This window comes from Bradyrhizobium sp. 187 (assembly GCF_023101005.1).
GTDB classification, from domain to species: Bacteria; Pseudomonadota; Alphaproteobacteria; order Rhizobiales; family Xanthobacteraceae; genus Bradyrhizobium; species Bradyrhizobium canariense_D.
In genome coordinates, this window is the sequence record NZ_CP064693.1 from 6,437,312 (window position 1) to 6,463,943 (window position 26,632).

The 26,632-nt window shown below is 60.3% G+C and carries 23 protein-coding genes and 3 pseudogenes; 15 read left to right on the plus strand and 11 right to left on the minus strand.

Annotated elements, in window-relative coordinates:
* Window positions 1-55: 55 nt before the first annotated feature.
* The 4 genes from IVB19_RS31105 to IVB19_RS31120 all read left to right on the plus strand — a co-directional run bounded on the left by IVB19_RS31105 (window position 56) and on the right by IVB19_RS31120 (window position 3,664).
* The gene (locus IVB19_RS31105) at window positions 56-538 is read left to right on the plus strand and encodes a MarR family winged helix-turn-helix transcriptional regulator (protein ID WP_247820599.1); all 483 of its coding nucleotides are present in this window, start codon (window positions 56-58) and stop codon (window positions 536-538) included.
* Entirely contained in the window at window positions 517-1,824 is a 1,308-nt protein-coding gene (locus IVB19_RS31110) for an HlyD family secretion protein (RefSeq protein ID WP_247820600.1), read from the plus strand. Before IVB19_RS31105 ends, IVB19_RS31110 begins: the two co-directional genes overlap by 22 nt.
* Window positions 1,817-3,358 carry a DHA2 family efflux MFS transporter permease subunit gene (locus tag IVB19_RS31115; protein ID WP_247820601.1) on the plus strand — a complete coding sequence of 514 codons (1,542 nt, stop codon included), beginning with the start codon at window positions 1,817-1,819 and terminating at the stop codon, window positions 3,356-3,358. The genes IVB19_RS31110 and IVB19_RS31115 overlap by 8 nt, the downstream gene beginning before the upstream one ends.
* Before the next feature lie 78 nt (window positions 3,359-3,436).
* The gene (locus IVB19_RS31120) at window positions 3,437-3,664 is read left to right on the plus strand and encodes a hypothetical protein (protein WP_247821732.1); all 228 of its coding nucleotides are present in this window, start codon (window positions 3,437-3,439) and stop codon (window positions 3,662-3,664) included.
* Between the two features lie 82 nt (window positions 3,665-3,746).
* Here the strand turns inward: IVB19_RS31120 and IVB19_RS31125 are convergent, their stop codons facing one another.
* The 4 genes from IVB19_RS31125 to IVB19_RS31140 all read right to left on the minus strand — a co-directional run bounded on the left by IVB19_RS31125 (window position 3,747) and on the right by IVB19_RS31140 (window position 7,723).
* A complete protein-coding gene (locus IVB19_RS31125) occupies window positions 3,747-5,246 on the minus strand; it encodes a DHA2 family efflux MFS transporter permease subunit (protein ID WP_247821733.1) in 1,500 nt (499 codons plus the stop codon).
* Between the two features lie 46 nt (window positions 5,247-5,292).
* On the minus strand, window positions 5,293-5,811 hold the full coding sequence (locus IVB19_RS31130; RefSeq protein WP_247820602.1) for an isoprenylcysteine carboxyl methyltransferase family protein: 519 nt from the start codon (window positions 5,809-5,811) through the stop codon (window positions 5,293-5,295).
* Window positions 5,808-6,857 carry a type III polyketide synthase gene (locus IVB19_RS31135; RefSeq protein WP_247820603.1) on the minus strand — a complete coding sequence of 350 codons (1,050 nt, stop codon included), beginning with the start codon at window positions 6,855-6,857 and terminating at the stop codon, window positions 5,808-5,810. The genes IVB19_RS31130 and IVB19_RS31135 overlap by 4 nt, the downstream gene beginning before the upstream one ends.
* A 269-nt stretch (window positions 6,858-7,126) precedes the next feature.
* On the minus strand, window positions 7,127-7,723 hold the full coding sequence (locus IVB19_RS31140) for a superoxide dismutase (RefSeq protein WP_247821734.1): 597 nt from the start codon (window positions 7,721-7,723) through the stop codon (window positions 7,127-7,129).
* A gap of 1,166 nt (window positions 7,724-8,889) precedes the next feature.
* Here IVB19_RS31140 and IVB19_RS31145 point away from each other — a divergent pair.
* Complete coding sequence (locus IVB19_RS31145; RefSeq protein WP_247821735.1) at window positions 8,890-9,438, plus strand: c-type cytochrome; 549 nt, start codon at window positions 8,890-8,892, stop codon at window positions 9,436-9,438.
* A 348-nt stretch (window positions 9,439-9,786) separates the two neighbouring features.
* Window positions 9,787-10,026 (plus strand): efflux RND transporter permease subunit, encoded by a 240-nt coding sequence (locus tag IVB19_RS31150; protein WP_247820604.1) that lies wholly within the window; start codon window positions 9,787-9,789, stop codon window positions 10,024-10,026.
* A gap of 164 nt (window positions 10,027-10,190) precedes the next feature.
* Here the strand turns inward: IVB19_RS31150 and IVB19_RS31155 are convergent, their stop codons facing one another.
* Complete coding sequence (locus IVB19_RS31155) at window positions 10,191-10,475, minus strand: hypothetical protein (RefSeq protein ID WP_247820605.1); 285 nt, start codon at window positions 10,473-10,475, stop codon at window positions 10,191-10,193.
* Between the two features lie 358 nt (window positions 10,476-10,833).
* On the opposite strand from IVB19_RS31155, the gene IVB19_RS31160 reads away from it, so the two are divergent.
* Together IVB19_RS31160 and IVB19_RS31165 are read left to right on the plus strand one after the other, a co-directional pair.
* On the plus strand, window positions 10,834-12,042 hold the full coding sequence (locus IVB19_RS31160; RefSeq protein WP_524536716.1) for an efflux RND transporter periplasmic adaptor subunit: 1,209 nt from the start codon (window positions 10,834-10,836) through the stop codon (window positions 12,040-12,042).
* 1 nt (window position 12,043) lies between these two features.
* Window positions 12,044-15,226: an efflux RND transporter permease subunit gene (locus IVB19_RS31165; protein WP_247820607.1), complete on the plus strand. Its 3,183-nt coding sequence runs from the start codon at window positions 12,044-12,046 to the stop codon at window positions 15,224-15,226.
* A 479-nt stretch (window positions 15,227-15,705) separates the two neighbouring features.
* Here IVB19_RS31165 and IVB19_RS40810 read toward each other — a convergent pair whose 3' ends face one another.
* Entirely contained in the window at window positions 15,706-16,008 is a 303-nt protein-coding gene (locus IVB19_RS40810) for a UBP-type zinc finger domain-containing protein (protein ID WP_524536717.1), read from the minus strand.
* Between the two features lie 903 nt (window positions 16,009-16,911).
* On the opposite strand from IVB19_RS40810, the gene IVB19_RS31170 reads away from it, so the two are divergent.
* From IVB19_RS31170 to IVB19_RS31180, 3 genes are all read left to right on the plus strand, one after another.
* A complete protein-coding gene (locus IVB19_RS31170) occupies window positions 16,912-18,489 on the plus strand; it encodes a tetratricopeptide repeat protein (protein WP_247820608.1) in 1,578 nt (525 codons plus the stop codon).
* A 52-nt stretch (window positions 18,490-18,541) separates the two neighbouring features.
* Window positions 18,542-19,117, plus strand: a complete 576-nt coding sequence (locus IVB19_RS31175) for a tetratricopeptide repeat protein (RefSeq protein ID WP_247820609.1) — start codon at window positions 18,542-18,544, stop codon at window positions 19,115-19,117.
* 502 nt (window positions 19,118-19,619) lie between these two features.
* Entirely contained in the window at window positions 19,620-21,215 is a 1,596-nt protein-coding gene (locus tag IVB19_RS31180; protein WP_247820610.1) for a sensor histidine kinase, read from the plus strand.
* 387 nt (window positions 21,216-21,602) lie between these two features.
* Here the strand turns inward: IVB19_RS31180 and IVB19_RS31185 are convergent.
* Window positions 21,603-21,874: pseudogene (locus IVB19_RS31185) on the minus strand (transposase); the annotation flags it as partial.
* A gap of 9 nt (window positions 21,875-21,883) precedes the next feature.
* Here IVB19_RS31185 and IVB19_RS31190 point away from each other — a divergent pair.
* Window positions 21,884-22,666 (plus strand): annotated as a pseudogene (locus IVB19_RS31190) (transposase); the annotation flags it as partial.
* Between the two features lie 399 nt (window positions 22,667-23,065).
* On the opposite strand, the pseudogene IVB19_RS31195 reads toward IVB19_RS31190, so the two are convergent.
* From IVB19_RS31195 to ku, 3 genes and pseudogenes are all read right to left on the minus strand, one after another.
* A pseudogene (locus IVB19_RS31195) lies at window positions 23,066-23,667 on the minus strand (cell envelope biogenesis protein TolA).
* Window positions 23,668-23,692: 25 nt separating this feature from the next.
* A complete protein-coding gene (locus tag IVB19_RS31200; protein ID WP_247820611.1) occupies window positions 23,693-23,926 on the minus strand; it encodes a hypothetical protein in 234 nt (77 codons plus the stop codon).
* Window positions 23,927-23,993: 67 nt separating this feature from the next.
* Window positions 23,994-24,926, minus strand: a complete 933-nt coding sequence (gene ku, locus IVB19_RS31205) for a non-homologous end joining protein Ku (protein ID WP_247820612.1) — start codon at window positions 24,924-24,926, stop codon at window positions 23,994-23,996.
* 139 nt (window positions 24,927-25,065) lie between these two features.
* Here ku and IVB19_RS31210 point away from each other — a divergent pair, with 139 nt between their 5' ends.
* The 3 genes from IVB19_RS31210 to IVB19_RS31220 all read left to right on the plus strand — a co-directional run bounded on the left by IVB19_RS31210 (window position 25,066) and on the right by IVB19_RS31220 (window position 26,207).
* Window positions 25,066-25,470, plus strand: a complete 405-nt coding sequence (locus tag IVB19_RS31210) for a hypothetical protein (protein WP_247820613.1) — start codon at window positions 25,066-25,068, stop codon at window positions 25,468-25,470.
* Between the two features lie 33 nt (window positions 25,471-25,503).
* Window positions 25,504-25,950: a zinc ribbon domain-containing protein gene (locus IVB19_RS31215; RefSeq protein ID WP_247820614.1), complete on the plus strand. Its 447-nt coding sequence runs from the start codon at window positions 25,504-25,506 to the stop codon at window positions 25,948-25,950.
* A 104-nt stretch (window positions 25,951-26,054) separates the two neighbouring features.
* A complete protein-coding gene (locus IVB19_RS31220) occupies window positions 26,055-26,207 on the plus strand; it encodes a hypothetical protein (RefSeq protein ID WP_247820615.1) in 153 nt (50 codons plus the stop codon).
* Between the two features lie 15 nt (window positions 26,208-26,222).
* Here IVB19_RS31220 and IVB19_RS31225 read toward each other — a convergent pair whose 3' ends face one another.
* Window positions 26,223-26,627: a hypothetical protein gene (locus IVB19_RS31225; RefSeq protein ID WP_247820616.1), complete on the minus strand. Its 405-nt coding sequence runs from the start codon at window positions 26,625-26,627 to the stop codon at window positions 26,223-26,225.
* Window positions 26,628-26,632: the final 5 nt, after the last annotated feature.

A 26,632-nucleotide genomic window follows, 5' to 3' on the forward strand; every position in this document is an offset into this window, starting at 1 on the left:
CAAGCTTATTAAAACGATAAGCAAGCTCATAATAAGCTTACGTAGGAGATGGACCATGGAGGTCGAATCCCCCACCCTTGGTTTTCTGCTGCACGAAGTCGCGCGGCTGCTCAGGAAAAGGTTTGAGCAGATTTCCCGCGAATCCGGGTTGACGCGATCGCAATGGCAGGCGCTGGCCTATCTGGCCCAGAACGAAGGCATCAACCAAAGCGGATTGGCAGAACTCCTCGACATAGAGCCGATCACCCTTTCGCGCATCTTGGACAAGCTAGAGGCCTGCGTACTGATCGAACGACATCCGGATTCGTCGGACCGGCGGGTCCGGATCCTCCGGCTTGCGCCGGCAGCCCGGCCAAAGCTGATGCAGGCGCGCAAGCTCGGCGAGATCACCCGCCGCGAGGGGTTGACTGGTCTATCCGAGGCGGACGGTTTGCGCCTGCTGCAGACCCTCAGAGTTCTGAAATTCAACCTCACCGAAGCGTGCGACTTCGGTGGAAAAGCAGAGGCGAGCAAGTCATGGGTAGTACCGGCGAAGTAAATCCCAAACGGCACGGTGACGGCGTCGAAAAGGCCATCCCCCATGGTGATTCACAGGGCGCTGAGGACAAGGTCTATCGTTTGACGCGCCATCCGCCGGAGGCGAGGGATGCTCCAGACGCAGATGCAGCCGCCGAGCCGGCAGCGAAAGAGCGGTCGGACGATCGCAAGTCGTCTGGCGAACCGAAGCACCTGCCTGCGTCGGCCGCTCCGGGAGCACCGAAAAGATCCCGAAAGCGGATTCTGATGTTTGGCTTGTTGCCGGTGGCGCTGATCGTCGGCGGCTATCTCTATGTGACGGGGGGCGCTGTCATGTCGACTGACAACGCCTACGTCCAGGCCGACATGGTCGGATTGTCCACCGACGTTTCCGGGATTGTCACCGACGTGTTCGTTCACGACAACCAGAAGGTTGCGAAGGGCGACGTGCTGTTCAAGCTGGACGACCTGCCATTCCGGCTGGCGCTGGATCGCGCTGAAGCCCAGATCGGAAACACGCGGAACGATCTCGTCGCGCTGCAGGCCAGCTACCGCAACATGCAGAGTCAGGTCGAGCAGGCCAAGACTGATGTCGATTTCAACAATGTCAACTTCAAGCGCCAGCAGCAGTTGATCACCAACGACTTCACCCCGCGCGCGACTTTTGACGCGGCCCGCAATACGCTGCAAGCGTCGCAGCAGAAGCTGGCCTCGCTGGAAGCGCAGCTTGCCGGAATCGCCGCAAACCTTAACAGCAATCCGGACGCTCCGATTGAGGATCATCCGCGCTACAATGATGCGCTGGCCGCGCGCAACGAGGGCGCGCGCCAGCTTTCCCATACCGTTGTCAAAGCACCCTTCGCCGGAATCGTGACCAACGTGCCGTCGTTGCAGCCTGGCCAATATCTCGCCGCCGCAGCAACAGCATTCAACATCGTGTCGACCGATCATGTCTGGGTTCAAGCCAGTCCGAAGGAAACGGAACTGACTTATGTCAAGCCCGGACAGAAGGTAACGGTCGACGTCGATAGCTATCCTGGTAAGCGATGGGTTGGCACGGTCGAAAGCATAAGCCCGGCGTCGGCATCGAGCTTCTCATTGCTTCCGGCCGAAAATACCAGCGGCAACTGGGTCAAGGTTGTCCAGCGCATTCCGATGCGTATCCGAGTCAACAATGCGCCCGACAAGCCGTCATTGCGCGTCGGTATGAGCGTGGAATTGAACGTCGACACCGGACACGAGCGCGGACTGCCCAGTTTCATCGCTGACCTGTTCAGCTCCTCGACCTGGGAAAGCGAAAATGACTGATTCCACGGCCGTCGAGGCTCGGCGGATCAACCGGCCCGCCATCACGGCCTGCGTGATCCTCGCCGTGATCATGCAGGCGTTGGATACCACAATAGCCAACGTCGCGCTTCCCTACATCCAGGGGAGCGTTTCGGCCAGCGCGGATCAGATCAATTGGGTACTGACATCCTACATTGTGGCCGCCGCGATCATGACCCCGCCATCCGGCTTTCTCGTCAACAAGTTCGGGCGCCGGCAGGTCCTGATGGCGGCGGTCGCCGGCTTCGTTATCGCATCCGTGCTGTGCGGCATCGCGCAGTCGCTGGTCCAGATCGTGACGTTCCGCCTGCTGCAAGGCTTTTTCGGCGCGGCGCTGGTGCCAGTGTCCCAGTCGATCCTGCTCGACGTCTACACCCCCGAAGAACGGGGATCGGCGATGGCGTTATTCGGCGTGTCCGTGATGGTCGGGCCGGTGCTCGGTCCGGTCATCGGCGGCTGGCTCACGGACCATTACACCTGGCGCTGGGTTTTCTATATCAATGTGCCGCTTGGTGCCCTTGCCCTTGCTGGCATCTCGTTCTTCCTGCGGGAAACTAAAACCAGCGCAGCCGCCAGGCTCGATTGGGTCGGATTTGGCAGCCTGAGTATCGCTATCGCCGCGATGCAGGTCTTTCTGGATCGGGGCGCGCAGCTCGACTGGTTTTCCTCCTTCGAGATCCTGATCGAGGCCGTTGTCGCGGTATCGGCGTTCTACGTCTTCCTTGTTCATACCTTCACGGCCGACGACTCGTTCGTCAATCCGAAGCTGTTCCTCGATCGCAACTTCACGGTGGGAATGCTGTTCATTTTCATCGTCGGCATCACCTATCTGGCTTCGCTGGCGCTGATGACGCCCTATCTGCAAACGCTGATGGGGTACCCCGTCGTCACGGCTGGGCTGGTCATGGGTCCGCGCGGTATTGGGACCATGGTCTGCATGTTCGTGGTCGGCAGGCTGGTCGGGCGGATCGATACCAGGATGCTTCTCATGATTGGTCTGCTGCTGACGGCGTGGGCGCTGTATGACATGACCGGTTGGAATCCCAACGTCTCGCAATGGACGATCGCGGTGACCGGGTTCATCCAGGGCGCGGGACTCGGATTTCTTTTTGTCCCGCTAACCACTGTGACCTTTGCCACGCTTGCGCCAGGGCAGCGGGCTGACGCAACCGGTCTATACAACCTCTCACGAAACGTTGGCTCCAGTGTCGGGATCTCCGTCGTTTCCTATCTTTTGACCAGGAACGGCCAAATCAACCACGCCATCATCGGAAGCCATGTCACGGCGGTTAGTCCCGGATTGAGAAACAGCGTTATCGCGCACGCGTGGAGCCCATGGACCGCCTCAGGACGGGCCGCCCTCGATCAGGTCATCCAGAACCAAGCTTCCATCATCAGCTACATCGACGACTTCAAATTGATGATGGTTCTCTCGCTGGGCGCCATCCCTCTGGTGCTGTTGCTGCGGCGTACCGTGTCGGAGGCGAGTAGCGACCATGCGATGGCCATGGAGTGAAACGGACATGGAGTGAAGCTGCGCCGCGGCGATCTACGACCGTTGAACACGGCGACCACAAAAGAGGAAGGAACGCAGATGAACAGAGTCCTCCTGGCCCTCGCGGTGTTCGCGAGCCTATCAACCGAAACCTTTGCTCAGCACGCCGGTACCGATCAGGACGAGAAGGCCTGCACCCACGATGTTGAGCGACTATGCCGCAAGTGGAGGGATCAAGGCGATTTTACTATTCTGGCCTGCCTGAAGGAAAATCGCGCCAGGCTACATCCAGCTTGCCGAGACGTGCTGATCAGACATGGGCAGTAGCGGCGCAAGCGCGAAACAAACCCACCGTCAACACTGCCTGAGGCGGTAGCTTCGGCGGCCTCTCTGCGATGTGGCTTCGTTATTAAAGTTGATCCGTGCCCGCATCAGTGTCTTCCGATGGACCAGCCGCGAACGGAATGAGCAATAGTGCGAGCAGCGCCACGCAGGCGAGGAAGGCCCAGGCTTCGTTGGCACTGAGCGCGAACGCGGCCTTTTCGACCATGGGACGCAGATAGGCTTCAATCGTGGCATCGGATACCTGCGGAGGGCGGTGGGTAAACAACGTCAGGTCAAGCCCGATCGCCTGAGCCGCGGTCACATCGCCCGCAATCAGACGCTCGCGCAGAGCGTCGGCGTGCCCGCCGGTGCGCCCATAAAGGATCGTATCGATCAGCGCGATACCGATTGCGCCCCCGACGTTTCGCATTAGATTGAACAGGCCGCTTGCGTCGGGTACCCGTGATGCAGTCAGCGAACCCAACGCCAGTCGGGTCGGAGGCAGCAGGCAGAACATGATCGCAACGCCGCGCAAGACTTGCGGCCAGAACATTTCTTGGAAGTCGGCGACACGGCTCTCGAATGCACTGCAACCCAGTCCGATCGCGAACAGACCAAATCCCGCCGCCGACAACCAGCGGGGATCGAACCTGCTTTCCAACAGGCCCGCAATCGGCGCGGTCATAAGCTGCGAAACGCCGGTGGCGAGCATGATCGTGCCGATTTCAAATGCGTCATGATGTCGAACATAGGCGAGGAAGACCGGCATGAGATAGACCGAGCCAAACAATCCAATTCCGAGGAAGAAGCTCAATGCGCAACCGATCGCAAACGAGCGCGATCGAAATGTCGACAGATCGACCACTGGATGCGCGGCCCTGAGTGTTCGGATGGCGAAGACAGTTGCCGCGGCAACACTCAAGACGATCAGGATAGAGCAGAATGGCGAAAGCCACCCATGTTGCGGGCCTTCCTTCAGACCGATCTCCAGGCATGCAAGCGAACCCGCAAGAAGTGCGAGAGAAGGCACGTCGAGGGTGGCCAGATCAGAAAGCCGGGGTCGTTCGCGCGGGAGCAACATTGGCGTGGCGAGTGCGGCGACCACGCCGGGGGCGACATTGATCAGAAACAGCCAATGCCAGGACCAATTGTCGGTGATCCAGCCACCGACCACGGGCCCGACCGTGGGCGCCAGCACGGCCATGATGCCGGCCATGGTGGTGGCCACGGGATGCAAACGGATCGGAAACAGCAGGAAGACCGCGGAAAAAACCGCAGGAATCAGCACGCCGCCAGCAAAACCCTGAAGTACGCGGAAGCTGACAAGCGTCGTAAAACTGCCGCTGAACGCGCAACCGATGGAGGCGAGGGTAAAGAGGCTGATCGCAATAACGAACAGCCATCGCAGCGTCAGAGCGCGCGTAAGCCACCCGGTCAGTGGAATGGCGATGATCTCCGCGATCAGATACGCGGTTTGAATCCAGCTCATCGCTTCTCGCGATATGGCGAGTGTACTCTGGATCGTAGGTAGCGAAGTGGCGACGACCTGAATGTCGAGGATCGCCATGAACATGCCAAGACACATCAGGACGAAGCCAAGCCACGTAGCCGCGCTCGGCTCGGTAACCCGTTCAGTCATTATGCGCCACGCACAATGTCTCACGGGATGCGGCGAGGGCGCGGTTTTCGGCCCATATGCGGATCGCGAGAGCCGTAGCGTTGAGGATGGTGAAGACGACGGCCAGCAGCGGCAGACCTAGAACCAACGGAAGCACGGCGATCTCGCCAGCGACCACGGCATAGTTTGGATGCGACAGAAATCGATAGGGTCCCGCCGACACGAGCGGCTGTCCGGGCAGAACAATAATCCGCGTCGTCCATCGTGAGCCGAGCGTCCAGATTACCCAGAAGCGAAGGCACTGAAGGAAGAGGTAGCCGGCCAGGGCAACGACACTCACCGGCTGATCTCGTCCGAACACCCACAGCGACAACAGCCAGGCTGTATGAACCGTGATGATCAGCGGATAATGCCGGGGTGCCACCTCAACGGCGCCGCGGGCCAGGAGCTTTCGAGTGTTAGCGCGCGAAATGACAAGTTCGCCCACACGCTGCAGCGTGATGGCGCCGAGAATGAGCTCAGCAAACGTCACGCAGTGTGCCGTAGCGCGACACAGCTCGCGGTGAAGCCGGGTCCGAGCGCCGTCAACAGCGAGCGCGGCGGTAGCCCCTTCGCGCGGGCCTGCTCAAGCACGAACAACACAGTGGGTGACGACATGTTGCCAAAGTCGGCAATAATCTGCCGTTCATGGGAAAGCGTTCCTTGGTCGAGCGCGAGAGCGCTTTCTAATGCACTGATAACCTTCGCACCGCCGGGATGGCAGATGAACCGGTCGATGTCTTGCATCGAAAGGCGCATGCTGGAGAGAATTTCCGTCACGGCGGAGTTGAGATGCCTCGTGACGAAGTCTGGTATGGTACGGCGAAAGATGACGCCGAATCCTTCCGGGTCGACACTCCATCCCATGATGCCAAGCGTATCCGGCCAAAGGTGTTCGCCGGTAGCCTCGATCTGCGTCGCACCGCCATCGCCCGCACGCAGCACGATTGCAGCAGCGCCGTCGCCGAACAGGCTGACGGCGACAATGTTAGCCTTGGTAAGTTCGTCCAGGCGAAGTGCAAGTGAGCAGAGCTCGATCGTGACCAGCAGGACGTTGGTGCCTGGTCGCGCTTGCGCGAGGCGCGCCGCGATCGATAATCCCGAAACCCCGCCCGCACAGCCAAGGCCAAACACTGGTACACGCATCACGTCGGACCGGAACCCCATCCGGCGGCTAACGCGCGCCTCGAGACTTGGAGTCGCGATTCCCGTGGAGGAGACAGTCACGACGGTGTCGATGTCGCCGCCAGCAAGTTGTGCGTTCGCAAGCACTTTCTCGGCGACATCTACAAATAACGCTTCGGCTCCTTCGAGAAAGGCCTCGGTGCGTTCCGGCCAGCCTCGTCGTTCGAGATACCAGTCGAACGGCTTGACACCATGACGTTTGACGATCCCGGTATTCAAAAAAATGCTGGAGAACCTTTCGAATTCAGGAAAGCGGGCGCCGAAGACATCCCAGGCTGCCGTCAGAACGTGCTTTTGCAAAAACACGTGGGGAGGCACCGACGTTGCAAGGGAGACCAGGGCAGCCTTGGGCATCGAGGATCTTCGCGCTTCTGTCATCAGCATAAGAAACATCGGCGCGGTGCAAATATTTCGACGCTTGCAAGAAATGATCTAGCCGGACAGGTCACTAAAACTTGAATGGCGCTACGACTTCCCAGGTTTCGACTGCGACATGCAGAGCATGTTGTTCTGGTTGCGCTAGGATTTGTGACGTTCGGCAGCTCATGACCGAGCTCCGTCGTAAGCGCGCCGCATCGCCGGCAAATTGTGCACCTCTACGCAAGATATCTCGCACCCAACCACTAGCCTTCATGGCTGTACTGATCGTACAGCTTGGCAGCGTTGTCCCAGCGGATTGCCTCCATATAGATGTCGACATAGCGCGCCGCCGCCGCACCATAGTCCATGTGATAGGCGTGCTCGTACATGTCGAGCACCAGCACCGGGCGACCGCCGGCCAGCGTCGTGGTGTGGTCCGCCGCCCATTGGTTCACAAGGCGCTTGTCGCGTGGCGAGTAGGACAGGATCACCCAGCCAGAACCGCCGCCTTCTGCCTTGCCCATCGCGACAAATTCCGCGCGCCAGCGCTCGAGGCTACCGAAATCACGGGTGATAGCCTCCGCCAGCGCGCTGCTTGCGCCGGCACCACCACCGAGTCCGTCGAAATATATCTCGTGCAGGATCATCGAGTTCGCGGCGATCAACTCTTCGCGCTTCAGGCCGTTGACTATGAAATTCGGCGCCTTGGTGAAATCGGGCTCGGCCAGCTGCGCGCCGATCGCGTTGAGGCGCTTTACGGCGCCAACGTAGTTATTCTCATAATGGCTTACGAGAACCTTCTCCGAGATGCCCTTGATGGACTTCGGGTCGAGTGACAGGGGTTTTGCTTGATATGGCATCGTTCTCGCTCCGTTCGGTTGGTTGGCTTGGGCGAATGCGGGGCTCGCCGCCAGCACCGTTGTCGATGCGGCGGCAGCAACGAGTCCCCGCTCCTTGAATGAAGCTTCGGCGTTCGGTTTTGATGGTCTTGGGAATCTCCTTGGGTTGGCGTCTCCCCGAAAGGTGCGCGGGGGCAGATGACTGGTTCGTTGTGGACTCATGGCAACGATGCGATCTCGATCTGGTCGAAGCGCGTGACGCTGTCGCCCTTGGTCCAAAGTGCGATGCGGCCCGGCTTCGATAGAGTTCTGTCGAATCCCGTGAACACCCAAGTGCCATCGAGTGAGACGACGAATTGGTCGTCGCTGGCTCGGACTGCCAGGGTGCGCCAAGTGTGCGGAGCGATGTCGGCATCGACGCCGACTTTCTTTGGGCACCCCATCGGCTACGAGCAAGAACAGAACCCTGTCTCTCAGCGCATCCAATTTGACGAGATAGTAGTTGTTGGGTGTTCTCAGGCGCAGGGCGAAGCCGCCGTCACGATCCGACGTGCCTCCGGTCGTCTCAAGGCGGAGGCTGACCTCGACATTTTTCAGCGGCGCTGTTTTGGAGATTGCGAGCGGAAATCGGTCCTCGGTAGCTTCTACGCCAGGCTGCTCGATCGCGTCGGCAACAAGTGTGTCGGCACCGGCAAAGTCGGTCTCGCGCCGCACATCGACGATGATTGGCGCAGCATCGGTACCCAGCCGCGCATACAGTTCATTGGGTGAAATAGAGTGCTTGCTTTGGTCCATGCGCAAATCTCCTCGACAAGTCGAGCGTTGCGCAGTCGTTGGACCGGAGTCTCAAGGGGACACTGCATTTCCCCTGTGGCAATTACTAATTTCGCCCATTCGAAAATGCAATATGAACAATAATCGGGCGCGGCTGAAGATCTCGTTGTTTCGAACTTTCGCGCCGGATTTCCACAAACCGCGTGGCCTGAAGCCCGCTGATCAGTGATCAAAAAATCGTGGTGTGGTGAAATTTGTTCATTGAGGCGTCGGAACCTTCCCAACCGAAGCGATTTAGGACGATCGGTCTGGTTCACGGGTCTGGCTCTGCTGCGGCGCCAAAACGGAAGTTTGCCATGAAGCGAATTCACATGAGCGTCACAGAGCCCTTTTCTTCGATATTGGCGGCCGTGATGCTCGTCCTGTCGGCCGACGTCGCAAGCGCGGCGGACGAATCGGTCAGGGAAAAGGCCGCACAATGCACGCCATGCCACGGTGAAGCAGGCGCGTCTCAAACCGAGAACACGCCGTCGCTGGCGGGACAGCCTGATTCCTTCTTGCAGTGGCAGCTGGTTTTTTTCCGAGCCGGCTCCCGGAAAAGCGAGGTGATGCAGCCGATCGCCGAACAGATCAGCAATGAAGACATTCGAAATCTCGGTACCTATTTTGCCTCGCTGACGCCGCCGAAGGCTTCGACACCCGATGACAACCCCGATCTATCCAAGAAGGGTGCAGAGGCGGCCGCCGGACGGCGTTGCGCGTCGTGCCATGGCGATACATTCGCCGGGAGCAAAGCGGTTGCGCGCCTCGCCGGCCAGAGGGAGGACTACTTGACCAAGGCGCTGCATGACTACAAGTCAAACGTGCGAGTCGGCGGCGGCGTCGCGGCGATGGCGGAGGTCGCCTATCCCCTGAGCGAAGAGGAAATCACCGCGCTCGCGCATTATCTTGCACATCTTTAGCCGTTACCTTTCCGCAATAAATTTCGGTCTCAAAAGACCGTCGCGTCTGGGCATCACAAATTCGTGCGGATCAGGCGTAGCAAATCTGAAAGTCAATTTACTTGAGACGACCGCATTTGATTGCGATGTTGGATCGTCATTTACCGCCGGGGCCTGCAGACCCCCGGCACTCCAAGACGGTTCGCCGTCCAAGCTCTGCTCACCGCCCGAGATTGATGGACCTCCGGGGGCTGGGCGTTTGGACGAACATATGAGCCGCATTTCTCCGAAACGTCCGGCTGGTTTCCATTGCTGCAGTCAAAGCGCGCCCGGCCGTCCGGGCGCGCCGGCGTGGACTGAGGTGGCACGATGAACTTGGTGTCGTTTGCATTGCGACGTCCGATCTCGCTTTTGACGATGGTCATAGCCGTCGCGTTGGTGGGTTTTCTGGTGGTCGATCGCATGCCTCGGGACATCTTCCCGGATATCGGGGTGCCCGTCCTGTATGTGGCCCAGCCGTACGGCGGCATGGACCCGGCGCAAGTGGAAGGGTTCATACGAAAGCTTATCAGTTGCGGCGGTGCCTACCAGAGCATGAGTCTCTGCTGAGCAGAAGAGATGCCGGCGAAAGAGCTAGACCCATCGCGACGCCGCCTAATCTGGGTTATTGGATTAGGAAATGAACCTAGTCTGAAATCGCCGTCGTGCCGCTGGCGGCATTGTAACCGTAGATTTGGTCGGCGCTGATCGGCGAAGGGACAGCAGGCTGCTTTTCAATTACTGTACTCTGATTTATCCAAGCGCAGGTTCGATTGCTCGAGTTTCGAAAAATCCTCTGTTGCAATGAATACGAGAAGCCCGAGCAAAACCATTGCCGCGATATTCGCACGCATGCTGGCGCCACTCTCGACAGCGGGGCGATTGTGCTCGAACTTCGAGAGGTCGAGCATGCGAAAGATGTTGTCGGACCGCGCATCTTCAACTGGATCTCTGCCGTCTCCTGATCGCGTTCGAAACGGTACGACATTTCCCCGGTGGTTCGGTTGACTGGCCTTCATCTTGCGCCTTATTCCCGTCAAGCAGCGCTTGCTGAATTTTGATGATAAGGCCGGACTTGAGGCGGACGTTCCGGAAATCCTTGATCGCTGGCGCAATTCAGCGTGAGTGCTGCGGCGATCTCTCGTGTCTCCACATCTCGCTTCTGTTTGTTTCTGCCTTTCCTTCGCTGGACGTTTTTCGATTTGAGCGACTGCGTTTCTCGGCAAGCGAGCATGACAATTTGTACAGAGTCTCGCACGCGATCGTCATTTTGACGCTAGGATCTTGTACGCGATACTTTCAATTCCAGGCGGCGATTTCACCTGCAATCAGTCGGTTTACCTGAAGGCAGGTAAAATCAGTTAGAGGGTTATCGATTTGAGAAGGCGACCGAAGTTTAGCGTTGCGCTGTTTGGAATTCTTGCGATAGCTGCTGTCGCCTACGGCCTGTGGTATGAGCTCCTCGGAGGCGTGAAGGCCGTCGCTGCGGCCGCGCAAAGTGCTTCCAGTCAAGCAGCGGTAAAGATTCCCGTAACCTCGTTCGAGGTGAAGCGGGCCGACTTTCCCGTGCACACCTACGGTCTCGGAGTCGTCTCGCCGTTCAGGACGGTAACGGTCAAGAGTCGTGTCGACGGTCAGATCACGAAGGTGTTCTTCAAGCAAGGTCAGATGGTGAAGGAGGGCGATCCGCTTCTGGAGATCGACCAACGCCCCTTTACCGCGGCTCTCGAGCAGGCGGTGGCGAAGAAGGCCCAGGACGAGGCCAATTTGAGGAACGACCAGCTGAACCTGGAGCGATTTCAGAAGCTCGCGAAACAACAATTCGAGACCCAACAGAATCTCGATGCCCAGCAAGCGCTGGTCGATCAGTTGACCGCGCAGGTGAAGGGCGACCAGGCCGCCATCGACAATGCGCAGACCAATCTCGGTTACACCTCGATCAAGGCGCCGATCAGCGGACGAACGGGCTTCCGCCTGGTTGACCCCGGCAACATCGTGCATGCCGCGGATACGACGGGGATCGTCACCATTGCCCAGCTGCAGCCAATAGCCGTGCAATTCACGGAGCCGGAAGAGCAATTACAGGCCATCTCCAAGGCTTACGAGGCCGGCGAGGTGCCCGTCGAGGCGCTGACCTCGGACGGAGTCAGGACGCTGTCGCAAGGTAAGCTCGTGGTCATTGACAATTCGGTGAACCAGGCCACCGGGACCATCAGCCTGAAAGCGCGTTTCGACAACAAGGACAACGCCTTGTGGCCCGGCCTGTCCGTCAATACGCGGATGCTGATCGACACGCGCAAGCAGGTCATCGTCGTGCCGCAGGACTGCGTGCAGCACGGGCCGACGGGTCTGTTCGCCTACGTGATCGGCGACAACGGCAAGGTCAGCGCCCGGCCGATCAAGGTCAGCCAGAGCGGCGACGCAAACGCCGTGGTCTCCGAAGGCCTGAACGTCGGAGACAGGATCGTCGTGGCCGGGCAGTCGCGCTTGTTCGATGGCGCGCTGGTCGACGAAAAGCCGCAGGCCGCGCCAACGGTGGATGCGAGCGCCACAGCCATCCAGCCCAAGACCAGATCGGCTGACTGATATGGCTGGCGGTATCTCGGCTCCTTTCATTCGCCTTCCCATCGCGACGTCACTGCTGATGGTCGGCATTCTTTTCGTCGGAATCATCGCCTATCCGCAATTGCCGGTGGCGCCTCTGCCGGAGGTCGATTTCCCCACCATCCAGGTCTCCGCCAGCCTTCCCGGCGCGGACCCCGAAACGATGGCGTCCTCGGTGGCGCAGCCGCTTGAATCGCAATTCGCCCTGATTCCCGGCGTCTCGGAGATGACGTCCTCGAGCCAGACCAGCTCGACCCAGATCGTTTTGCAGTTCGATCTCTCGCGCAACATCGACGGTGCGGGGTCCGACGTGCTCGCCGCCATCAATGCGGCGAGCGGGCAGTTGCCCAAGAATATGCCGAGCGCGCCGACCTACAGGAAGGTCAATCCGGCCGACTCTCCCATTCTTACGCTCGGCGCCACATCGACGACGCTGCCGATGACGCAGGTATCCGACGAGACCTACACCAAGCTCGCGCAGGCCATCAGCCATATCAGCGGCGTCGGCCAGGTCAGCGTCGGCGGGCAGCAGGCGCCGTCGATCCGTGTCCAGATCGATCCCGCCAAGCTGGTCGCCAAGGGCCTGTCGCTGGAGGACGTGCGCACCCCGCTCTCGGTCATCACCGTCAACAATCCCAAGGGAACCCTCAACGGAGACACCCGCACCTACACCGTCTATGCCAACGACCAGTTCACCAAGGCCGAGGCCTGGAACGACATCGTCATCGCCTATCGGAACGGCAGTCCCGTCCGCGTCGGCGACATCGGCCATGCCGTGAGTGCGCCGCTGGACAATACCCAATACGGCTGGGTTGATGGCAAGCCCGGCGTCTTCCTCGTCATCTTCAAGCAACCCGGTGCCAATGTCATCGACACCGTCGACAACGTCATGAAGCAACTACCGCATCTGCAGGCCGGCGTCTCGCCGGCCATCAAGGTCTCGGTGCTGTCGGACCGCACGCAGACGATCCGCGCGGCGGTGAAGGACGTGCAGTTCACGCTGCTGCTGACGATCGGCCTCGTCGTGATGGTGATCTTCGTCTTCCTGCGCAGCGTCTGGGCCACCATCATCCCGTCGATCACGGTGCCGCTGGCGCTGCTGGGCGCATGCGCGCTGATGTGGATAGCCGGCTACAGCCTCGACAATTTGTCCCTGATGGCCCTCACCATCGCAGTCGGATTCGTGGTCGACGATGCCATCGTGATGCTGGAGAACATCACCCGCTATACCGAGGAGGGCGAGACGCCGATGGCCGCCGCGCTCAAGGGCGCGAGCGAAATCGGCTTCACGATCATCTCGATCTCGATTTCGCTGATCGCGGTGCTGATCCCGCTATTGCTGATGAGCGGCATCATCGGCCGCCTGTTCCGCGAATTCTCGGTGACGCTCGCGATGACGATCGTCGTGTCGGCTCTGGTGTCGCTGACGTTGACGCCGATGATGGCCTCGCGCTTCCTCAAATCGCACGACGAGGAACATCACGGCAGGCTCTATATGCTCAGCGAGCGGATGTTCCAGGCCCTCGTGAACGGCTATGCGCGCGGCCTCGACGTGGTGCTGCGCTTCCGCTTCGCGACCCTGATGGTTTTCTTCGCGACCATCGCGCTGACGGTCTATCTGTTCGTGATCATCCCGAAGGGGTTCTTTCCGCAACAGGATACCGGGCTAATCACCGGCATCGTCGAAACGTCGCAAGACGTGTCGATCGCTGACATGGCGAAGCACATGCAGGAGATCGGCGCTGTCGTGCTGAAGGATCCGGCGATCGACCACATGGCGATGCGGATGGGCGGAAGCGGCAATACGCTCAATGACGGCACCATGTACATCACGTTGAAGCCGCGCGACGAGCGCACCGCCTCGGCCGACCAGGTCATCCGTCGCCTGCAGGCCCAGACGGCGAAGGTTCAGGGCGCGCGTCTCTTCCTCCAGTCGGCGCAGGACGTACGTGTCGGCGGCCGGGCGTCCCGGACGCAATTTCAGTTCACATTGCAGTCGACCGACATGGACCAGCTCAACACATGGGCCCCCAGGCTGCTCGCGAAGATGCAGCAGATGCCTGAGCTGCGCGACGTCGCATCCGACCAGCAGACGTCAGGCACCACGCTGACGCTGTCGATCGACCGCAATCAGGCCGCCCGCTTCGGGCTCACCCCCGACGTCATCGACGCGACCCTGTATGACGCATTCGGGCAGCGGGAAATCGCGACTTATTTCACCCAATTGTCCACCTACTATGTCGTCCTCGAAGTGCTGCCCTCGCTGCAGAAGAACCCGTCCACGCTCGAGCAGATCTACCTGCGTTCCCCGACGACGGGGGGAGAGGTGCCGCTGTCGGCGTTCACCAAGTGGACCACGGCTCCGGTGCGTCCGCTGGCCATTAACCATCAGGGCCAGTTTCCAGCGGTGACGATCTCCTTCAACCTCGCGCCCAACATCGCGCTCGGCCAGGCGACGCAGGCGATCGATGCGGTGCAAAGGCAGATGAACGTGCCGGCCGCCATCACCTCCACTTTCGCAGGCACGGCGAAAGCATTCCAGGAGTCGCTCTCCTCCGTGCCCTTGCTGATCGTGGCGGCGCTGATCGTGGTCTATCTCATTCTCGGCGTGCTCTACGAGAGCTACATTCACCCTCTGACGATCCTGTCGACCCTGCCGTCGGCCGGCGTCGGCGCGCTGGCAACGCTCCTCATCTTCCATTTCGACTTCAGCCTGATCGGGCTGATCGGCCTGGTCCTGTTGATCGGCATCGTCAAGAAGAACGGCATCATGCTGGTCGACTTTGCGATCGTGGCGGAGCGGGATCAGGGCCTGTCGCCGGTCGAAGCCATTCGCCGGGCCTGCCTGCTGCGCTTCCGCCCGATTCTGATGACGACGATGGCGGCCGTGCTGGGCGGCGTGCCGCTGATGCTGGGACACGGGACCGGCTCGGAACTCCGTCAACCGCTCGGGTACTCCATGGTCGGCGGTCTGCTGGTCAGTCAGGTCCTGACGCTTTTCACCACACCGGTGGTTTATCTTTATCTCGACCGGGTCTCGCATTGGTTCAACCCTAAACGGCATGCGGAACGCGATCGTCAGGAAAAGGACTTTACCGAAGACCCCGAGCCGGAAACTATCGACACAGTGCTCGATAAGAAATCGAGGGTCGTTGCTGCCGAGTGATCGTTATTGCGGGTCTAGGTGAACACAAAAGGGTAATGCTCAGCAGTAACCCTTCCGGACGAGGGTGCTGGTGGCTTTTACGGCAATGTTGGAGTCCATGTGGATTCGGTTCGCCATAGGGTTTCGAGTAAAACAGAGTCAGTTCGCGCACTGATAAGCTTTTCGTTATCAGTGCTGAGATGCTCGTCTACAACCTCGGCAAAACGCGTCAGTCGCCCAAGTTTAGTACATCAATTGCGCAAAGCGGTATTGACCTATTTCTCGCTCGTCTCTTGAGCAGCGTGAGATGTCAGCTACATGTCCTCGGCGAGAGGAAAATCTAGTCCGCTATGTCCCACTGAGCCAGTTCAGCGAGATATCGCCGTTGCTGGGCCAATGAGATGGCAGCAAGGAGCTGCTACTTACTCATGACGTAGCGTTGCCAATTTGAAGGCACCGCTTCAGGCGGTCGGGGCACAGCTTGATCTAATGGACGCGAGCTAGGGGGTGAAGATTTGGGCCGGCGAAGGTCTCTCCTGTACGATAGTCGTAAAACCATCGCTCGCCCGGCTCAAGCTCGTGATTGTGGGGTGACCTGTTGTCTCGTTATGCTTCGATCCGTGCTGACTTGGGGAAGGATCACAGCAGCCGATGTGTCTGCATTTGACACATCTGCGAAGATGCAGCTTGGAAAAATCATTGAGGCTTTTCGTCGAGGAGGCGGTCTCGGGAAGCCCATCATTCTGCAAGCGGCATTGTGATGGGCCCCGACCGAGGAGGAAGGTGAAGCCGAGGCGCTCCACCAATGGACTCCAAACGTATTCCCCGCCTAACGCATCGGCTTCGATGCGGTCTATAGCATCGTGGACGAACAGTCTTTCGACGCGGAATTTCGCTGGTGAGATGTTGGAAGCAGTCGCGGTTTCGCGAGAGCCAAGTGCCCTTGTCTGGTCAACGGAGCTTTTCGTTGAGATCGTCGGCTACCATTTCTACAGCGCGCTGGCATTGGCCGTCGTCTCGGAGGAATCGTCTGAGTAGCAGCGCCTGGCGAACATCGAAGAGATCGAGGCGCACCGACGGCAGATAGGAAGGTATGCGAAGGGATGTTCGGAAAATCACGCGCATCGTGAAGCTCTGTTGTCCGCCGAGCTCGCAAGCCTCGCCCCCATTACTGCTCGCTTTAGACCCCCGCCGCCCACCTCGGCGGGTTTTTCTTTGCCGCACGCTGTTGACCAAAGGCCCGAAAGCATCAATTTTGCGCCGGGAAGTAGACTAGGTCTGAAGGCGCTGGCAAGACCAACGAACATAGTCGGCATGTTCAAGAAGCGTCCTAATCCTGGGAATGCGGCTGCCCGAAAAAGGGCAAGATGGCCTTACCTTTTGATCTCCCGCAGGATTGCGATTTAACTAGTGATTCACTGTGCGAAAGCGCACAGTGAATCGATCATCGCCCCGTCTTTGATATTTTCGTACTGGCTGAGAGCGTTGCGCTCCCGCGTCGCGAGGCGAACATCAGGCAATGGCGCGCCTTGGACCGATGCGTTTGTCCGCATCGTAAGCCCTTCGCAGGACACCTGGGCAACAGCCAAAATCTGGAGCCAGAGGAATAGACGGAGCCGTACGCGACCGATGAAGCAATCTCGCGGAACATCGCGCCCGGAAACTCAGAAAGGGCACTTACAATGAACACGAAATTGGGAGGAACCTTGTTTGCCGCCGGCCTGATCACTGCAGCGCTCGCAAGCGGCGCAATCGGCCAGCAAGACGAAAAGCTGGGCAAAGTGGTCTTCCCTACCTCCTGTGCCCCCACTGTGCAGGCCGAGTTCGACCGCGGCGTCGCCATGCTTCATTCGTACTGGTTTTTGATTGCCCGCCGAAAATTCGAAGGGATTCTACAGCAGGATCCCACTTGCGCCATGGCGTATTGGGGCGTGGCGATGGACTTCCTCGGCAACACCCTTGCAGCTACCCCGACGCGCGCCGACGCGCAGGCGGCCTGGGACGCACTGGAAAAAGCCCGCGCCATCGGCGCGAAGACCCAGCGCGAGCGCGACTGGATCGAGACGCTAAGCACTTATTTCCGCGATCATGACAAGGTCGCCGTGAACGCCCGACTGGCAGCCTACAGTGCCGCTATGGCGCAGATGGCGCAAAGCTATCCCGACGACTACGAGGTCCAGGCCTTTTATGCTTTGGCGCTTCAGGCCGCGGCGCCGAAAAGCGACCTCACCTACGCCAATCAGATCAAGTCCGCCGCGCTGTTGGAGAAACTCTTCGAGCAGAACCCGCAGCATCCGGGTGTGACGCACTACCTCATTCACGCCTACGACTTCGCGCCGCTTGCCGAGAAGGGAATCGCGTCAGCGCGGCGCTATGCCGGCATTGCGCCGGCCGTGCCGCACGCGCGGCACATGCCGTCGCACATCTACTCCATGGTCGGACTTTGGGAGGAATCCATTGCCTCCAACGCGTCGTCGCTCGAGATCCAGCCCGACTACTATCACGCGTCGGATTTTACGGTCTACGCACATCTGCAGCTCTCGCAGGATGCCAAGGCCGATGCGATGATCAAGAAGTCGCTCGCCACCGCCGACCGCGGCGATCGTCCGATCAATTTCGTCAATTTCACCGCCAAGGCCGCGATGCCGGCGCGTTACGTCCTGGAACGAGCGGATTGGGCCGGCGCTGCCGCTTTGCCGATGACTGCCACCCAATATCCCATGGCGGATTCGTTGATCCGCTTCACACGCGGTCTTGGCATGGCGCGCACTGGCGATCTTGCCGGGGCCAAAGAAGAGGTCGAAGCGATGAAGGCCTTGCGAACAACACTGCAGCGGGCCGACCAATCCTACTGGGCCGACCGTACCGAGGAGCAGATGCTTGCCGTTTCGGCCTGGGTCGCACTGAAGGAAGGTGCGGGCGATCAGGCGCTGCAATTCATGCGAGCAGCGGCTGACAACGAAGACGGCAGCCTCAAGCATGTGGCGATGGAGAATCGTCTCTATCCGTTCCGCGAATTGCTGGCGGAATTGCTCCTTGAGACGGGGCAGCCCGCTGCTGCCCTGAACGAGTTCGAGATCGCGCTCAAGCAGACCCCCAACCGCTTCCGCGCGTTCTCGGGAGCCGCCCGCGCCGCCGACAGCGCAGGTGACCACCAGAAAGCCTCCGATTACTTTGGCAAGCTGGTGAACCTGGCCAAGAACGCTGACACGGAGCGGCAAGAAATCCGTGAGGCCCGAGCATACTCGCGCCAGGACGATACGACAGGTGCTGCACGAAAATAATTGCCTGGTTGCCCGGACCCCCGCCCGGACGCCATCAGGCCGAGAGATAACGATGATCCGGTTAGTCGCATTGGGAATAATGCTCGGTGTGCTGGTGAGCGGCGTGGCAGCCTATACCATCAACTCGCCGGGCTGGCGGACCCCAACGACACCACCGTCCGGTGGGCTCGAGCGTCGGGCCGAGACGGCCACCACGGCAGAAGCCTGGCCGATCTGCACCACCATGGCATCCGTTGCATCGGACGCCGACTGGGCGCAAGTCGATCCCGATTTCAACGCCGGAAAGAAGGCGCTACGCACCGACAATTGGAATGGCGCAATCGCAGCGTTCAAGCTCGCTGCGCTGCGCGACCCGACCAATGCCGATATCCAGAACTACATCGGCTATGCCTATCGGCGGCTGAGTCAGATAGGTCCGGCTATTGACCATTATCAGAAGGCACTGATGCTAAATTCCCGCCACCGCAGCGCGCATGAACATCTCGGTGAGGCTTATCTGCTGCTTGGGGAGCCGGCCAGGGCACAGCAACAGTTGGGGGCGCTGGAAAACCTCTGCCTCATTTCTTGCGAGGAATATGAAGATCTCAAGCGGGCCATTGCGGCGTACAGAAGGCTGGCCACGCGCTGAGATCAGAAGCTAAAGACAGCTCACCAGCCTTTTCACTGCTGGAGTTCCGCGCGGCGTGTAAGCCACCGCGTTTCGGACGAAGTGCGCCCTCCGCTGATTGCTGCCGTGCATGAGTCCGTTTGTGGCCCATCGCGTCGGCCGGCGCAGTGCACAGGCAGGTCGGGACTCAGGGGCAGAGCAGAAGTCATCGCCTCCGGTGCGGACCGCCGCCTTTGACCCCGACCGGACATCGATCTCTGCGCCCAAACGAGATACACTGAGGTCACGCTGGGTGTCCAATCGAACCGGGGAGAGCCGGAACGATGGAGCGAAAAAGTGTTCTGAGGTCGGTCGCTGGCGCGATCACATGCGCCGCCGGAGGAAACCTTGCCAGTCCAGCCTGTTCAGAGGCCGCGACGCTTCCTTGCTCGTCGTCAGCCGTCCCAATGGACAGAACTGGCCGCGAACCGAGACAGCATGTGACGAGAGTGGCGCGCTCCAGCCGCTGCGAGGAGTCGCTCCGATGGTGAACGCAGCCGCCGCCCCAGAGGAACAGCACTTTATCCTCTCGAACCTGTCGCCGAGCCTGGCGCAAAAGCGGCTCGCGCTTGGCGTCGTGCTGGTTTTGCTTGTCGCATTTTTCATCACGGCAGGGCCCCTCGCGAGGGTTCAACTGGCGCGGATCGACGCCTTCATCCCGGCTTATGCCACGGCGATGTTCGTGAACGATTCGATCACCGCTGTCCTGCTGTTTGCACATTTCTCCATCCTGCGTTCGCGTGCACTCCTCGTGATCGCGAGTGGATATCTCTTCACTGCGCTTATGTTAATCCCGTGGATGCTGACCTTTCCGGGCGTGTTCGCGCCAGGTGGCCTGCTTGGCGCCGGGCTCCAGAGCACGGTATGGCTCTACACCCTGTGGCACGCCGGTTTCCCTGTCTTCGTAATCGCCTATGCCCTCCTGAAGGATGCCGATCCAACCAAGCGGTTGTGGCAGGGCCCCCTGCATGTGGCCATCCTTTTGAGTGTGGCTGTGACCGCGGGCATCGTGTGCGCAGCGGCTTTGCTTGTCACCGCGGGGCACGAAGTATTGCCCCGCATAATGCTCGATACGGTCCATCTTTCGGCTCTCTGGCCTTATATCGGCGGCTTCACGGCACTGTTGAGCGTCCTTGCGATCGTTGTGCTCTGGACGCGGCGACGTTCAGTGCTCGATCTGTGGCTGATGGTGGTGATGTTCGCGTATGTGATAGAGATATGTTTGATTTCACTCCCCAATCCGGGCCGTTTCAGCATTGCCTGGTATACCGGCCGGATCTTTGGGGTCCTGTCCGGCAGTCTTGTGCTGTTTGTCTTGCTGTACGAGATAACGACGCTTTATGCGCGGCTGCTCCGCGCGCTCTTGGCGCAACGTCGCGAGCGCGAGGCGCGGCTGATGACCGGGGATGCGGTGTCGGCTTCGATCGCTCACGAAGTCAAACAACCATTGTCGGCGATGGTAATGAATGCCGAGGCCGGCTTGCACTGGCTTTATCGCACGACGCCCGATCTCGAACAAGCGAAGGCGTCGTTCAAACAGATCAGCCTTGATGGCCATCGTGCCGGAGCGGTGATCGATGGCATTCGGACGATCTTCAAGAAGGACGGCCGGAACAGAACGTCGCTCGACATCAACGACCTCATCGGCGAAGCCCTCGCCTTGACGCGCGACAATCTGCAGAGACACCGGATATTGGTCGAAGCCGAGCCGAATGCACAGGTACCGCGGGTAAGAGGGGATCGAACCCAGCTGCAGCAAGTGCTTCTGAACTTGATCACGAACGCGATCGATTCGATGGCGGCCAAGGATGGCGCGCGGGTCCTGTGCGTGAGGTCCGAGGTCCACGACGGCGGCGGCGTAATCGTATCGGTGGCGGACACCGGAACAGGAATCGGCTCGCATGAGCTCGAGCGGATATTCAATCCGCTGTTCACGACAAAATCGGACGGTATGGGGATGGGTCTGGCGATCTGCCGCTCGATCATCGAAGCCCATGATGGCCGGTTGTGGGTTGCGCCGAACAAACCCGAGGGCGCCGTCTTTCAATTTATGTTGCTCGCCGACGGTGCTACTCGGTAGACGCTCCAGAAATTGATTATGCTGTTTTGTCGCGGGCATGAGTCCGGTGGTGGCCCATCGCGCCGGTTGACGCAGCGCATCGGCAGGTCTGGAGTCTGGGGTAGAGCAGAAGTCCTCGCCTCCGTTGCAGACCGCCGCCTGTGACCCTGGCTGTTCTCTAATTCCGGGCGCGAGGTCAAGCTCTCCTTGAACATCCTTGCCGGGTCCATGGTTCTCTCCGCGGTAGGGGCGTGTGCTCCGCATAATGGCGTAAGATGACGTTAGCGGATCAATGTGTGAAGCGCGCTTTGCCCTCTCGAGCACCGCAAAGCCAGGGGCGATCTCACCAACGCCAGCGTCCCGGCAGGGACGGTTCACTCCCGCTGTTCGGCGGGAACTCGTTATCCTTTATGCAGGCTGATCAGCAGTGTCCTTTGACGACCATTTAAATTCGGTACCATCGATCCACATCCGATGCAGAATGACAGCAAGTTTCGGGCAACCGCAACCTTGGCTTTGCGTAGCCCGCTTCGTTTGGCAAGCCGAATGCCCCACGCTTTGAGTGCTGATCATTTTGCTACGCGTGTGAGCAGCACATTGGCCGCCTCGTAAAGGTAACTTCGCAGCATCTTATCGCCGCATTTCGAGATTCGGCCCGTCCAGTCAATCTCGCCGGATGCGTAAAACAGGTTCTGGCGTCGCCCGATCAGCAGATATCGTTCACGGATGCTGACAGCCGTTCGATGGCCACGAGCGGCCGTGGTTCCGGCATCGTCGGCTACAACGTGCAGACGGCGGTCGATACAGAAAACCATCCGATCGTCGCGCACGAGGTGACAACAAGTGGCTCAGACCGGTCACAACTTGCAAACATAGCACAGCAGGCCAAAGCCATTCTTGAGGCCGACACGCTCGACGTCGTCGCCGATCGCGGCTACTTCAAGGGCGAAGAAATCCTGGCGTGCGAGCAATCTGGCATCACGGTGACGTTGCCTAAGCCGATGACATCGGGTGCGAAGGCTTCGGGGCGCTTCGGCAAACAGGACTTTGCTTATCTGCCAGATCGGGATGTTTATCGCTGCCCGGCCGGTAAGCAACTCAAATATTATTATACCAGCGAGGAAGACGGCCAGAAGCTGCGCAACTATTGGACGAACGCCTGCACAACCTGTCCACTCAAATCGAAGTGCACGCCGAGCCCGCAACGTCGTATCAAGCGGTGGGTGCACGAGGACGTTCTCGAACGCGCTCAGGCGCGGCTCGACAAGAATCCAAACGCCATGCGCACACGCCGCGAGACCGTCGAGCATCCGTTCGGCACACTGAAGATGCGCATGGGCGCGACGCACTTCTTGTGCGTGACGCTGCCGAAAGTAGCGACCGAGATGGCGCTGTGCGTGCTCGGCTACAATCTGACACGCGTGCTGAACATCGTCGGGATGAAACCGCTGCTGGCGGCGGTGAGGGCGTGATACGGGCGCTGGCGCGCGCCTTGCGAGTCATCGGGCGCGTGAAAGAGCCCGACATTGCGTCAGGATGAGTTCTGGTCGAGTGGCCGTAAACTTTGCCCAAATTGATCGAATTGCGGTAGCCTGAGCTCAACCGCGCTGGTCCGCGTCATGCAACAGTGTTTTTACACGACCAAGACCCGTAGCCGACACACGGCGGTGTGCTCACCTACCGCGAGCTGATTTCAGTAGGCCGAGCGCGATAATTAGAAAAACCGGGACGACCGCCACAAAGGAAAGAGTTGCCGTCAGGCTCTTATGCCAAAACAGAAAGTAAGTTGCGCCTGAAATGGCGACCGTCGACAGCACCGAGCCAACCAAAGCCAACGTGTGTTTTGTGCGGTTCATAGCGCCCCTAGACGGTCAGACACGTGCCAGTTCTGCAACACCAAGCAGTAACGCACACCGGGTGTCTTCGGCTTCGACCCGCTTCTCGATCGCGGTCCGCTCCGCATCGAGGGATTCGCTCCGCTCTTCGTGCTCCCGCTGCGCCTTGTCGAGCGCCGCCTGCGCTTTCGCGACCGCCTTCTCGCGCGTGGCGCGCTCCTTTGCCCTCGCCGCCTCTTCCTTGCGGCGCTCAACGTCCCGCCGCTTCTGCTCGCGCTCGAAATCCGCGGCGGCCTTCTTGGCATCCTTCTCGCTGATCTTGGGGGCCGGCCGCCTCTTCGGCTCCAGACGACGGCTCTTCTTTCGTCGGCCACCGGTCTCACCGCTGCCGAGGTCAGAGGGCAAATCGGCGTGCTCGGCGAAGCGTCCGTTCGATCCGGCGGGGCGCTTGAGGACCATGCCGGGCTTGGCTATCGTCGCCGCGACGACGTCGGGGTCATCGGCCTCTCTCGCGAAGCCCTGATGGAAGAGATTGCTGCCGGCGCCCCAGGCTTCCAGAGCCACCTTCATCGAGGGGGCCGCGATCGCAAGATCGTAGAAGCCCAAGACGTCTGAAATGTCTTGAGCTTTCTCGGCATCAAGCTTGCGCAACGGTTCGCGGCTCTAGCGCCGGCGAGCCACCCACACGCCCAGCAGGAACGCGATGCAGAGCGACTGCAGCGGCGCCTTCACGGTCACCTCGCGCAAGCGCTCCGCTAGACGCATCGCGGCATCCGGCGAACGAAAATTTCCTCCCGCAGCGCCGCCTGACCTTGCTCCGGAAGCGCGCCCGGCGCCGTCCAGTTCGTCCACGACGCCCGAGGCTTCCGTCATCGCGGAGGCTTCCCTCATGTCCATGCGCACCCTCCCATGGTCGCGGCGGAGCAACCGGTCCGTGGACCGCTTGGTTCCTACTTGGCCGCACCTATGCCGACCTGCGCTTGGCCTCGGCGGCGGGCTTCTTGGCGGCAGCGTCCTTCGCCGACTTCTTGCCGGAGATCGGCATCAGCATCTCCTTCTGGCCGGCCGCTGCCTTCTTCGGCTTCTTGGCCGGCTTCTTCGGAGCCGCGGTCTCGGCCGCGGCGGCGCCGCCGACGCTCTTGCGTAGCGCGTCCATCAGATCGACGACGTTCACACCGCGCGGGCGCTCCTTCGGCACGATCGGCTTGCCGGCCCGCTTCTGGTTGATGAGCTCGACCAGCGCCGTTTCGTACTGGTCTTCGAACTTGTCGGGCTCGAACCGGCCCGCCTTCTGGTTCACGATGTGCTTGGCGAGATCCAGCATGTCCTTCGTGACCTTCACTTCTTGGATCTCGTCGAAATACTCCTGCTCGCCTCGGACTTCGTAGGGGTAGCGCAGCAGCGTACCGACGAGACCCTTGCCCATCGGCTCCAGCCCGATGATGTGCTCGCGGTTGGTCAGCACGACACGACCGATAGCGACCTTGTCCATCTCGCGTATGGTCTCGCGGATCACCGCGAAGGCGTCGTGGCCAACCTTGCCGTCCGGCCGAATGTAGTAGGGACGGATCAGGTAGCGCGGATCGATATCGGCCTTGTCTACGAACTCGTCGATCTCGATGGTGCGCGTGGACTCCAGGGCGATCTCCTCGAGCTCCTCCTTCGTCACCTCGATGAACTGGTCCTTCTCGAGCTGATAGCCCTTGACGATGTCCTCGTTGGGCACCTCGTCGCCGGTGTCGGCGTCGACCTTCAGATACTTGATGCGGTGGCCGGTTTGCCGGTTGAGCTGGTTGAACGAGATCTTCTCGCTCTCGGACGTGGCCGAATAGAGCGCCACCGGACAGGTGACGAGGGACAAACGCAGGAAGCCTTTCCAGTTCGCTCGGGGGGCCATGTACGCAAAACTCCGGTTCGGACGGCTTGGACTCAAGACGAACGACCGCGACCCGGTTCCGACATACGCCAGGCAGATGGGAAGCATTTTTCTGACAGTCGGACTCGACCTTATGTTCTTGTTATGTTCTATTCAGATCATGACCGACCGACCCGCTAGTTGGCGCTTTCCGACCACGAAACAGATCCAGAAGCTCGCCGATGCCCCTATCGTCGCCAAAAACGAGCCACCGACACCGGCCGTCGGTCCAACCGACGACTTGCCGGCTGCGTATTGGGCATCGCTCCTCGGAGATGCCCGCGCCGATGCCGTCCGCACCGAAAAGCCGATCGAGGCGCAGAAATTGTTCGAGATCGGCCGTCACGTGCTGCGGGTCTCCTGCAGCCGCTGCGAACGGATCGTGGAAATTCAGAAGGCAGACGCCACTCGCTTCTACGGAGCAGACGCGACTTGGCGAGAGGTCGGCCAGCGCCTGTTGAACAACACCTGCACGGCGCGCACCGGCCGCCATGAAGAAGACGGTTGCTGGGCTTCGTTCGAGTAGCTGCGCCGGTGCACCTGACGCCAGGTTATCCAGATGGCTCCTCGTTATCATCCAACGCCCCTCTCCGGAGGAGATCGCAAGGCTCTCGGGAAAGAGCTCTCCAAGTCGCGCGCGATGACGACGGTCTTGGCCCGGCGATCCGAGGAACGTCGGGCAGAAGGCGAGGCTCTGATCCGCGAGGCCGACAAGCTTCTCGCGGAAAGCTGGAACGAGCGCATGTGGGCCGACGGCGGCCCCATCGACCCTTCGCCGTCGATCGACCAAGCCGTGAACGGCGGCTACTCATGGATCGAGATCGAATGCTCGCGCTGCAAGACTCGACGCGAGGTCGATTTGGCGGCGCTGCGCCATCCGCCAACCACCGCCATCCATGATCTGGCTGGACGGCTTCGCTGCAGCAAATGTGCTAAGGCGGGGCGCCGCCCGGCTGCCACCCTCCTGCAAATCACGCCCCGCCGCCGCCAGGCTCCGGAAACCTGAGATGCGCAAAGCTCGCCACCATGGCGGACTGTGAGAACCAGTTCACACGCCTCAGCACCATGATCGGCTAGAATCCAGCCCACCAGTTAGCGAAAGATTTAGCAATGGACGCCGAGGCACGGACGCTTTCCCGAACGACCAGCTCGAATGTCGACGAAGAGCTCAAGACCATCGCGATTTTCTGCGGAATCGGACTGCTGCTTTCCCTGCTGGCGGTCATGAGCTTCGGCATGGATCTCGGGAATGTTCTCTTCTGAAGGCATCGCCGCCAGCTAGGAAGCGGCGGCCCGCGCCCGTTCCGCGGCTTCGAGCCGGCGCTCCCGACGTTCGCGCCGTCGCCTCGCCCGCTCTGCGGGTAGCGGTAGCGCGGGTATCGTCACATCCGCCGACTCGGCGGGAAACACTTCGACGATCTGGCCGGCGGCGGGGCGCGCCTCCATGAATTCCAGCACGGCGCGTCCCTCGTCGGTGATCTTCCAGCCGCCGCTCTCGCGCACGACCAGTCCTTGCGAAAAGATATCGAGGTCCGGCACGCGCGCGGCCAGCCGCCTGGTACGATCGGCCCAGTCGCGACCGCTGGTCGCCAGCAGCGCCATGTCGCGCTTGAGATCGTCCATCACGGCGAACCCGTCCGGATAACTCACCAGGACCTTCAGCACCGTGACTTGGAAATTCACGCCCG